General features: G+C 65.2%; 7 protein-coding genes. 6 read left to right on the top strand and 1 reads right to left on the bottom strand.

All coding sequences use genetic code 11. From position 1 onward, the window contains the following. Positions 1-6 precede the first annotated feature (6 nt). On the top strand, positions 7-969 hold the full coding sequence (locus AC2YHA_RS05875; RefSeq protein ID WP_487400721.1) for an alpha/beta fold hydrolase: 963 nt from the start codon (positions 7-9) through the stop codon (positions 967-969). 112 nt (positions 970-1,081) lie between these two features. Here the strand turns inward: AC2YHA_RS05875 and AC2YHA_RS05870 are convergent, their stop codons facing one another. Beyond that, on the bottom strand, positions 1,082-1,828 hold the full coding sequence (locus AC2YHA_RS05870) for a FadR/GntR family transcriptional regulator (RefSeq protein ID WP_233786471.1): 747 nt from the start codon (positions 1,826-1,828) through the stop codon (positions 1,082-1,084). A 141-nt stretch (positions 1,829-1,969) separates the two neighbouring features. Between AC2YHA_RS05870 and AC2YHA_RS05865 the strand changes: the two genes are divergently transcribed. From AC2YHA_RS05865 to AC2YHA_RS05845, 5 genes are all read left to right on the top strand, one after another. Further along, positions 1,970-4,687 (top strand): TonB-dependent receptor, encoded by a 2,718-nt coding sequence (locus AC2YHA_RS05865; protein WP_487400720.1) that lies wholly within the window; start codon positions 1,970-1,972, stop codon positions 4,685-4,687. A gap of 13 nt (positions 4,688-4,700) precedes the next feature. Beyond that, positions 4,701-7,232 (top strand): glycosyl hydrolase 115 family protein, encoded by a 2,532-nt coding sequence (locus AC2YHA_RS05860; RefSeq protein WP_487400719.1) that lies wholly within the window; start codon positions 4,701-4,703, stop codon positions 7,230-7,232. 75 nt (positions 7,233-7,307) lie between these two features. Next, complete coding sequence (locus tag AC2YHA_RS05855) at positions 7,308-8,933, top strand: DUF5597 domain-containing protein (protein WP_487400718.1); 1,626 nt, start codon at positions 7,308-7,310, stop codon at positions 8,931-8,933. A 712-nt stretch (positions 8,934-9,645) separates the two neighbouring features. Then, a complete protein-coding gene (locus AC2YHA_RS05850; protein ID WP_487400717.1) occupies positions 9,646-10,215 on the top strand; it encodes an RNA polymerase sigma factor in 570 nt (189 codons plus the stop codon). Continuing rightward, a complete protein-coding gene (locus AC2YHA_RS05845; protein WP_487400716.1) occupies positions 10,212-11,195 on the top strand; it encodes a FecR family protein in 984 nt (327 codons plus the stop codon). The genes AC2YHA_RS05850 and AC2YHA_RS05845 overlap by 4 nt, the downstream gene beginning before the upstream one ends. Positions 11,196-11,246: the final 51 nt, after the last annotated feature.

Here is an 11,246-nt window from a genome sequence, read left to right as displayed (position 1 = left end):
GGCACCATGAACTTGCGAGTGATCAGACTTTTGATTGCGGTGGCTTGTGCCTGGCTGGCATCCGCTGCGCTGGCGGCCTCGGCTCCGGGCATGCCGGAGGGATGGTCGGACGGGTTCGTGTATGCGAACGGAATCCGCATTCATTACTATCGCGCGGTTCCCCGACCGGGAAAGCCGGTCATCGTGATGGTTCATGGAGTCACGGATAACGGACTTTCGTGGACCACGCTGACCGAAGAGCTTCAGGCCTCCTACGACATCTATATGCTGGACGCGCGCGGGCACGGGCTGTCCGATCCGTTCACCGACGCCGACACCGGCGATACGCTCGTCAAGGACGTGGTGGGCTTCGTGCGTGCCATGAGCTTCGACAAGCCTATCCTGATGGGCCATTCGATGGGCGCAGCCACCGTGATGCGGCTGGGCGCGGAGTATCCGGACCTGCCGCGCGCGGTGATCATGCTCGATCCCTTGCTCGGCCGTCTCCCGGCAGGCGTTCCCGGACGGCCGGCAGGCGCGAGTGCCGGAGGCGCGGCGCCTGCACGGCGGCCCGGCTCGGTGAGCATGTTCGGCACGCCGGAAACACTGGTCGCGCAGAACAATGACTCGTTCGAGGATCTGCTCGCGGCGTGCGGCCGGCAGAACAGGATGTGGGACCCGACGGACTGCCAATATTGGGCACTGTCCAAGAAACAGTATCACGGGCCCTATTCGGCGGCCCAGATGCAAGCCATGCGAGGAACGATGGCGATCGAGGATGCTCTAGCGAGGATCACCGCGCCGGCCCTCATCCTCAAGGCCGATGCGCCGCCTGAGGTCCGCGAGGCCAATCTGAGAGCCGCGAGCGTGATGAGGAACGGCAAGCTGGTGCATGTCGACGGCTCCGGACACAATCTGCACCACGACAAGCGCGCTCGCACGGTGGAGCTGCTGACGGAGTTCCTCGGGCGACTCCAGACGAGCGGATGACTGGCACGGGCAGGCTGGCGGGCGTGGCGATTCATCGCAGCCTACCGGCACTTGGCTTCAATCTCGTCCCGTTCGGCAGACCCAAAATGTGTCGGACAAATTTATGCCGATGTCATGCATCCTGCTGAAGGAGGCGGTTGCGCAACTCGGCGCTTTGCTCGCGCGCGGCTTCCACCGCATCATTTTCGGTCACCTGCAGAAGATGGTCGATGACGCGCTCGAGATGAGAACGCATGGTCTTGCGGGCGGCGCGGGAATCACGCCGGCGAAGCGCGGCAAGTATCTCCTCGTGCTCCGAAATCCGGGAATTGAAGCCGCAATGTCGGGCCCGTGTCAGGATGTTCCGTGCGAGCGGGGATCGGTCGCGCATGTCCCACAGGCTCTCGACAGTGCGCTGGATCACGCTGTTCCCGGTGGCCCGGGCGATCGTCAGGTGGAATTCCCGGTCGGCAGCTTCGGCTTTCAAGCTGTCCGGATCGTGCATGGCTTCCAGCAGCCTTTCCAGCTCGGCCAGGAACGTGTCGCTGATCGACACCGCAGCCAGGGCGGCGGCCTCGCCTTCGAACAACCTCCTCGCCTCGATCAGCTCGAACGCGCCGATGTCGAGTTCCGGAAGCGGCGCCCAGACGCGGTCCAGTCCGACGACATAGATGCCGGAGCCTTTCCTGATCTCGACGACCCCTGCCATTTCAAGCGCGACCATCGCCTCGCGGACAGTCGTCCGGCTCACGCCGTGCAGTTCGGCCAGCTCGCGCTCCGTTGGTAGGCGATCGCCCTTCGGATGACGTCCCTGGCGGATCCACGAAAGGACCGAGTCGCATACGGCCCGATAAAGCTTGTCGTTGCGATGTTCCTTCATGCCCGATCCGCGTGCCCCGCTCTCCACTGACTTGCAAGTCGATCATACCCGAAAATGTGTCTACCTGTAGCCCGCCAGGTTGACAGACAAATATGGCAGACATATGTATGTATGACTGATCATACAAAAGGGGGGAGGCGGATGATGGTTCCCGGTCATCTGATGGGCGTGAGCCTGGTGGCGCTCAGCGTGGCGACGCAGCCGGCATGGGCGCAGCAGGCACCGCAGGCAGCCGCGCAAACCGGTGCCGATGCTCGCGATAACGGTGCCGGCGATCCGCGCCGCGACGATGCCGGTGCCTCTCCGCAGCAGGAGACTGGTAACGCTCCCGCGCCCGATGACATCGTCGTCACCGGGGTGCGGGCGAGCCTTCGCTCCGCAGTCGGCATCAAGCGCAACGCAGGCGCGATCGTCGATTCGATCGTCGCGCAGGACATCGGCAAGCTGCCCGACAACAATGTCGCCGAAGCGCTGCAGCGCGTGACCGGTGTTCAGGTCACGCGCAGCCAGGGGCAGGGGCGGGGCATCGCCATCCGCGGCCTGAGTCAGGTGCAGACGCTGCTCGACGGACGCGAGATATTCTCCGCGGCGTCCCGCTCGCTGACGGTGTCGGACGTTCCGGCCGAGCTGGTCGGAGGCATCGATGTCTACAAGACGGCGCAGGCCGACCAGATCGAGGGCGGCCTTGGCGGCACGGTGGACCTCCGGACGCGCCGGCCGTTCGACTTCAAGGGCCTGGAGATCGGCGCCAGCGTCAAGGGCGAGTACACCGACCTGCTCGGCAAGGTGAAGCCCTATGCGTCCGCGCTGGTCAGCAACCGCTGGTCGACCGGCATCGGCGACATCGGCGCTCTGCTGAGCGCAAGCTACCAGAATTTCGCCTATCGCATCGACCGCAACGCGGTGGGCACCTTCAGCGAGCGCCGCGACCTCTACGACCGCGACGGCGACGGCGTGTTCCCCAACGATCCGGACGACCTGATCGTGTCGCCGACCGACGTCGGCCAGCGCTACACCTATGGCAACCGCAAGCAGCTCGGCATCAACGGCTCGCTGCAATGGGCGCCGAGCGACAGCCTCGAATTCCACCTCGACGGGCTCTACACGCGCTATCGTTCCGACGAGGAAAACCAGCTCATTTATGCGCTCACCGGCACGAGCGGCATCCGCACCTCACCGGCGGTGGCGGTGCCGCCCTTCGAGTTCGCGGAGGATGGGCTCACTATCCAGCGGGGACGCTGGAACAATGCCGGCCTGACCACCAGCACCTACACCCAGGACGATACGACCGATACATATCAATTCGCGCTGGGCGGCAAATATGAGCGGGACGGTGTGCAGGTCACGGGCGATGTCAGCTACAGCCGCAGTATTTCCTGGAATGCCTATAACGAGTTCGTGATTCGCGGTCAGGCGGCGACCTATGATCTCGATCTCTCACAGACGCTGCCCGTCATCGCGGTGACGGGCCTCGACCCGACGAAGATTGCCGGCTTCACGCTCAATCGCCTCACCTTCTTCCGGACGCGGACGACGGGTGACCAGTTCGCCGCGCGCCTCGACAGCCGCTTCGAGATCGCCGACCGCGGCATGACCGCGTTCAAGCTCGGCTTCCGCTATGCAAAGCGCAAGGCGGGCTCGGAACGGATTGAGGATAATTACACCTATCCGACGGGCGCCGACGCGATCGACGCGGGCCCTTTCCTCGATACGCAGAGGCTGACGGACAATGACCTGTTCTCCGGCCGCGACATCGCTATCCGGCAATGGCTGACCGCACGCTCCGATCTGCTGCGCGATTATGTCGGGCTGCGCGAACGGATCGGCTACCGGACGACGGCCCTGCCTTCGCTCATTCCCACCAATGCCTATGATTTCGACGAGGAGACCGTCGCCGGCTACGTCAAGGCCGACTTCGCCTGGTCTCTGTTCTCCATCCCGATGGACGGCAACCTCGGCATGCGCGTGATCGCGACGACCACCACCGGCAACAGCGCCGTCACGTTGCCGGGCGGCGGCTATGCCCCGCTGACGCAGTCGAACCGCTACGTCGATGCGTTGCCGAGCGTCAACGTACGCGCCAAGCTGCGCGACAATCTCTTCCTGCGGCTGGCCGCGTCCAAGTCGCTCACTCGGCCCGGCTTCTCGCAGCTCAATCCGGCACTGAGGCTCGATTATCTCTTCCTCTCGGGCTCGGCAGGCAATCCGTCGCTGCGACCGCTGCGGGCGGACCAATATGATGCGTCGCTCGAATGGTACATGCCCGGCGGCGGGCTCGCCTATGCTGCCGGATTCATCAAGAACGTCGACGGCTTCATCCAGAATTCGAACGAGAATGAGGTCCATGAAGGCCTGACCTTCCTGATCAGCCGGCCGCGCAACGGCGACAACGGCAAGATCAAGGGCTTCGAGCTCGGCTATCAGCAGTTCTTCGATTTCCTGCCCGCGCCGTTCGACGGGCTGGGGGTGCAGGCGAACTATACCTATGTCGACAGCAAGGCGCCCTCGTCCGTGGTCGGCCAGACCGTCCCGCTCGAGAATCTGTCGAAGAACAGCTACAATCTCGTCGGCATCTACGAGAAGTACGGCGTCAGCCTGCGCGTCGCCTACAACTGGCGCTCCGCCTTCGTGAACACCACCGGCGGCGGCGGTGCGGGCAACCTGCCGATCTACAGCAATGCCCAGCCGCAGCTCGATGCGTCGTTGAACTATGATGTCACGCCCAATGTGACGCTCACGCTCGAGGGTCAGAATCTGACAAGGCCGGACCGGATCGACTATTACGGCTATATGTACCGGCCCAAGGCGGTCCTGATCCAGGATCGCCGCATCCAGGTCGGAGTCAGGTTCCGTCTGTAATCGGGGGGTGTTCGTGGCTGACATCATCGGTCGCCGCTCCGCAGGCTCGTCTCGTGGAGCGGCTGCCCTGTCGAAGCTGGTGCTGGCCATCATCATCGGCCTGATCCTGCCGCTGTCGCCGGCGCTCGCCTCGCCCCTGGTGTCGGAGAGGCCATCGCGGGGAGGGTTTGCCGTCGTCGCCGACGCGCAGGCCGCGCCGATCCTCTACGATCCGGACGACGCGCCGGTCGTCGCCCACGCGGCGACCGACCTGGCCGGCGATATCGCCGCGGTGACGGGCGTAAGGCCCATGCTGACGGCGAGCGTCGCACGGCCGGCCGGGCGTCGGGCGATCATCGTCGGAACGCTCGGCAAGAGCCGGTTGATTGACACTTTGGTGGAGAAAGGGCGGATCGATGCGAGCCGCCTGCGCGGCGCATGGGAGAGCTTCGTCATCGCCACCGTGCGCAATCCCGCCCCGGGGTTAGAGGCGGCGCTGGTGATCGCCGGCAGCGACCGGCGCGGCACGGCGTTTGGCGTCTATGAGCTGAGCGAGGCGATCGGCGTCTCGCCATGGACGTGGTGGGCCGATGTGCCGGCGAGGCGCCACGACGCCCTGTGGATCAAGGCCGGAACGCGCCGCTTCGGTCCGCCCTCCGTCAAATACCGCGGCATCTTCATCAACGACGAGGACTGGGGCCTCCACCCCTGGGCCGCAAACACCTATGAGCCGGAAGCCGGCGGGATCGGCCCCAAGACCTATACCCGCGTCTTCGAGCTGCTGCTGCGGCTCAAGGCCAACACCTTATGGCCCGCGATGCATCGCGTCTCGCGCCCGTTCAACGATAATCCGCTGAATGCCAAGCTGGCCGACGAATATGCCATCGTGATGGGCTCGTCCCATGCCGAGCCGATGCTGCGCAACAACGTCGGCGAATGGCATGGGCCGGGCGAGTTCAACTACGCCGTCAACCGGGATGCCGTGCAGGCCTATTGGGAGAAACGGGCCGAGACCAATGCCCGCTACGAGAGCCTCTGGACGATCGGCATGCGCGGCATCCACGATAGCGGGATGCTGGGCGCGGCCACCCTCCAGGACAAGGTCGCGCTGCTCGACCGCGTGATCGCGGACCAGCGCGCCATGCTCGCCAGGCACGTCGACCGCGACCTCACGCGCGTTCCGCAGCTCTTCATGCCCTACAAGGAGGTCCTCGACATCTATCGCGGCGGGCTGCGCGTTCCCGACGACGTGACGATCGTCTGGCCGGACGACAATTTCGGCTACATCCGCCAGTTCCCAAATGCCGAGGAGCGCAAGCGCGCAGGCGGGGCAGGCATCTATTACCATCTCTCCTATCTCGGCGCGCCCCTGTCCTATCTGTGGCTGCCGTCGACGTCCCCCGCGCTGGTGAGGGAGGAGATGACACGCGCCTGGGACGCCGGGATCCGCACGCTCTGGGTGGCCAATGTCGGCGACATCAAGCCGGCGGAGATCGGCATGACCCAATTTCTGGAGATGGGATGGGACATCGAGCGCTGGCGCGGCAAGGGCCAGCGCGCGTTCCTCGACGATTGGGCCGGGCGTACGTTCGACAGCACCCTCGGCTCGCGGATCGGGGCGGTGCTGGACGAATATTATGCGCTCAATTTCGAGCGGCGGACCGAGCATCTGCAATGGTGGCTGCCGGGCGAGAAGCCGCGCCGTTCGCCGCTGTCGCCGGCGGAGGTTGCGGCGCGGCTGGCGCGTTTCGACGCCCTCACCGCCACGCTCGACCGGATCGGCCGCGACGTTCCGCGCGAACAGGCCGACGCCTTCTTCGAGCTGGTCGAATACCCCATCCGCGCCGCCGCCGAGGCCAACCGCCGCTTCTTCGCCAACGAGCGTTATGCGGGCCTGATCGATTCCGATCCGGCAGAGGCCCGTGCTGCAGCCGCCGTCGCGGCTAGTGCGGACGAACGCATCAAGCAGCTGACCAGCCGGTTCAACAACGACGTCGCGGGCGGCAAATGGCGCTTCATCATGGCGGAGGAGCCGGCGGACAACCAGTGGCAGCAATATCGCCAGGTCGCTCAGGTGATCGCTGCCCCTGGGCTGCGCGCGGCTCTCTCGGATGCGTCGCAGCCTTCCCCGCCCGCCGACACCTGTCCGAGCCGGATGATCGCGGGACCGCCCGGCGCAGCGGGATGGCAGGTTGAACAGGGGCTGGGGAGAAGCGGCCGCGCGCTTCTGGCGAGGACTAGCGGTGCTGCGTTGGACATCGGCTTCGACCTGCCCTCTGGCTGCCGCGCCGCGCTTGGCCTGGTCCCGACCTTCCCGACCGAGGGGCAGGAGGGGTTCGCGCTCGACGTCGCCGTCGACGGCGGGGCGTCCTCCACGATCACCGTGCCGCGTCAGGCCGGTGACAAGACGTGGACGCGAGGCGTCCTCGACAATCTGATCCTCGTTCCGTTGCCGGCGGACCTTGCGCCTGGGGAACATCGCGTTCGGCTTCGGACCAGGCAGAGCGGCCTGGTCCTCGACGGGGTGATGCTGTCGCGCGAGCCCTCGGAAGGAACGAAGCACTAGCGTGTGCGAACGCCGATAACGGTCACGATCGATCGAACGGGAGGGATGGTGATAAAGCTCTTTCAAGACCGCCGCTTGCCGTCCGTTGCCGGCCTGCGCGGGGCTATTCTCGGCCTCCTGCTGATCCTGGGCTCGGCGCCGGCAGCGTCAGCCCAGCAGGCCGCCCCGCTTCCCCGCCTGGTCAGTGAGAAGGGGCGCCATGCGCTCCTCGTCGATGGGCGGCCGTTCCTCATGCTCGGCGCGCAGGTGCATAACAGCAGCAACTATGAGGCAATGCTGCCGCTGGTGTGGCCCACCATCAAGGCCCTCCACGCCAATACGGTGGAGGTTCCCGTCGCCTGGGAGCAGGTCGAGCCGGTCGAGGGGCAATTCGATTTCAGCTTCCTCGACGCGCTCGTGCGACAGGCGCGCGAGAACGGTGTCCGGGTGGTGCTGCTCTGGTTCGGGACCTGGAAGAACACGGGTCCGACCTACACGCCGGAATGGGTGAAGACCGACACCAGGCGCTTCCCGCGCATGAAGAGGCGCGACGGCAGCTCGCATTACGTCCTGTCGCCGCACGGCCGGAACACGCTCGAGGCGGATCGCCGGGCTTTCGTCCGGCTCATGCAGCACATTCGCGAGATCGATCCGCAGCATACGGTCATCATGGTGCAGCCCGAGAATGAAGTGGGAAGCGGCGGCCAGCCGCGCGACTTCGCCCCGGAGGCACAACGCCTGTTCGAAGGGCCGGTCCCCGCCCAGCTTCTGCGCGCGCTGGGGCGGCAGTCGGGAAGCTGGTCGCAGGTCTTCGGCGCCCATGCCGACCAGGCGTTCAACGCATGGTACACGGCCCGTTACATCGACGAGATCGCCGCGGCCGGCAAGGCGGTGCTCGACCTGCCGATGTACTGCAACGCGGCGCTGACCAATCCCTTCGACGAGGCGAATGCCGACAAGGGGGCCGTCGGTGGGCCGAACTGGAACGTCATCGCAATCTGGAAGGCGGCGGCGCCGCACATCGATCTGGTCGCGCCCGACATCTATGACCGTAAGCATGAGAATTATATCGCCTTCCTCGATCGCTACGCTCGTCCGGATAACGCCCTGATGGTGCCGGAGACGGGCAATGCGATGGATTTCGCCCGCTACTTCTGGCCGGTGCTGGGCAAGGGCGCGATCGGTTTCGCGCCGTTCGGAATGGACGGCACCAGCTATTCGAACTACCCGCTCGGCGCGAAGACGCTCGACCGGGAGACGATCGACGCGTTCGCCGCGCCATACCGCCTGTTCGCGCCGATGGCGCACGACTGGGCGCGCATCGCGTTCGAGCACCCGACCTGGGGAGTTGCCAAGGGTTCGGACGGAGGCGACCAATCCACCGTCATGGGACGCTGGAAGATCACGGCACAATTCGGCCTGTGGCAGATGAAGGACCGTACCGATCCGCGCCTCGAGCCTCACCCGAATGCGGCACGCCCCGTAGGAGGCGCTGTGGTCGCGCAGCTGGGCCCGAACGAGTTCATCGTGGCCGGCACCTCGATACGGATGCGCTTTGCACCGGCTGCCGACGGGACCATGCAGTTCCTCAGCGTCGAGGAAGGCAGTTTCATCGACGGAAAATGGGCGATGCGCCGGCGGTGGAATGGCGATCAGATCGACTTCGGGTTGAATTTCGTCGAGCCCGTCATGCTCCGGGTTCGGCTCGACACCTATCGCTGACGAATTCGCCGGAGAAGGTCATCGGGGAAATGAAGCTGCCAAGATGCGAGTCGGGCTGCGGTGCCTCCAGATCCGAGCGGCATCTATGTCGGCCCGAACATCGAATGGAACCCCGTGTCATTATTTCGGACGATGCCAACACGGCCGGGTCGATGCCGGCCGGCATTGGTTGCTCAATGTCGAGGGTCGCAATTTTACCGACAAGCACTCTACCTCGACTGCGGCGATCGCACGGACTACCGACGCCTCCGGCCTCGCGGGGCGGCGTCAAGCGCGACATCTATGTCTCGCCGCGGGGCAAGGTGCTTGGCGGGCGCGACCCGGAAACCAGGATCACCGAGACAGTCGAGCGCATCCACGGCTCGCTGCTGCTCGGCAGCTGGGGGATTGGCTGGTCGAACTGGCCGCCAGTTGAACGATCGTCCTGATCCTGAGGGGGGTCTATCTGTGATGGCCGCGGCCGTTTCGTGCCGGCGGGACCCTCTAACCGCGGTCGAATCTCAGGGGCGACGCCCGATGGCTTCGATTACAGCTTCGACGGATATGCTCAATTCCTCGAGCGCTGCGTCCTGTATTTCCACGATTTCGGGTCCCGATCGGGCGGTACGATCGCTTTTCACCAACGGCAGCGACGATTTATATTACATCATTCGGCAACTCGTTTGTCTTGCACGTATAACCGATTCAAGCACAACGAGACCTCAACGTACGCATGGTCGAGGATAAAGCCATCGAGGATTGGTTCTGCCGCGAGGTGCTCCCTCTCGAACGATCCTCGACGCACTTCATCCGGCGCAACTGGAGGGTCACGGATGATCTAGTCGACCTCAGACATGATATCTACGAACTCGCGATTGCCGGTGCGCGGAGCGGGCTGCCGCTGAACACGGGGCCATATGTGTTCACCGTGGCGCGCAATCACCTTATCAACCGTGCCAAACGGGCGCGGATCGTTTCATTTGAGCTGATTGCGGATCTGGAGGCCGTCGAGCCGGAGGTGGATCTGCTTGCGACCGAGCGGCATTTGAGTGCGCGCGAGGCGCTTCGCCGGGTGTATGAAGGTCTCGAGAAGCTGTCGCCGCGCGTGCGGGAGATCGTGAGGCTGCGCAAGGTCGACGGGCTCAGCGTCGACGAAACCGCCGAGCGGCTGGGGATCGGCAAGGACGCGGTGAATCACCAGGTGATGATGGGAATGAAGGCGCTCGCCGATCACATGCTGGGCGGGTCGGGGAAGATCGTGCGGCCGAAATTCGACCGACGTCGCAGGGAGGCCGGGCAATGAGCCGCGCCCGCCAAGCGAACGACCGGGCGGCCGCGTTCATCATCGCGTGCGAGGATGGTCCCTGGAGCGATGCGCAGCAGGCGGAGCTCGACGCCTGGCTCGCCGAGTCCGACGGCAACAAGGCCGCCTACTGGCGGCTGAAGCACAGCTGGAAAGAGGCCGATCGGATCGGCGCCCTTGGCCCGGGAGTCGAGAACGAGGCCGCAACCGCCACCGCCACCAGCTATCGGGGACCGAAATGGTGGGCGCCCGCATCGATTGCCGCGTCGCTCGCGGCAGTCATCGGCATTGGATTCATGACGCTCGTCCCGTCGGCGCATGAGGAGCCGGTCACCGTGCAGGCCAGCTTTCAAACGCCGGTCGGCGGCCGCAAGACGGTGAATCTGGCCGACGGCAGCAGGATCGAGCTGAATACGGCGTCGCGCGTCCGGGCGGCGGTCTCGGACGCGCGACGCGAGGTATGGCTCGAGCGGGGCGAGGCCTATTTCGACGTGGCCCACAACAAGGAGCGGCCATTCGTCGTTCATGCCGGCAGCCGTCAGGTCACGGTGCTGGGCACCAAATTCGCGGTCCGCCGCGACGGCGGCAAGGTCGTCATATCGGTGCTCGAAGGCCGGGTCAGGGTGGACGACGCCGAAGACCCGCGGGCGGTCCGCTCGACCGATATCACCGGCGGCGATATCGCGCTCGCCCAGGGCGCCGCAACGCTGATCACCGCCCGTTCGGAAGAGCGGGTGGAGGATACGCTGGCATGGCGGCAGGGCATGCTGAGCTTCGACCGAGAGCCGCTCGCCAGCATCGCGGCCGAGTTCAACCGCTATAACCAGAAGCGGCTCGTCGTGACCGATGCCGAGGTCGCGGGCATACGGATCGGCGGCATCTTTCCCGCCTCCAAGCCGGCGGCCTTCGCCCGGCTGCTGCGCGAGGCCTATGGCCTGAGGGTCGAGGAGACGGCATCGGAAATCAGAATCTCGAATTGAGCATTACAGTTCCGCGACACCCGATTGTCTCCAACCTTTGAAGGCCAGCAA

Source organism: Sphingomonas sp. SRI_018 (genome assembly GCF_057586275.1).
The sequence above is the reverse complement of the archived record's forward strand: the minus strand, read 5'-3'. Positions and strand labels throughout refer to the sequence as shown.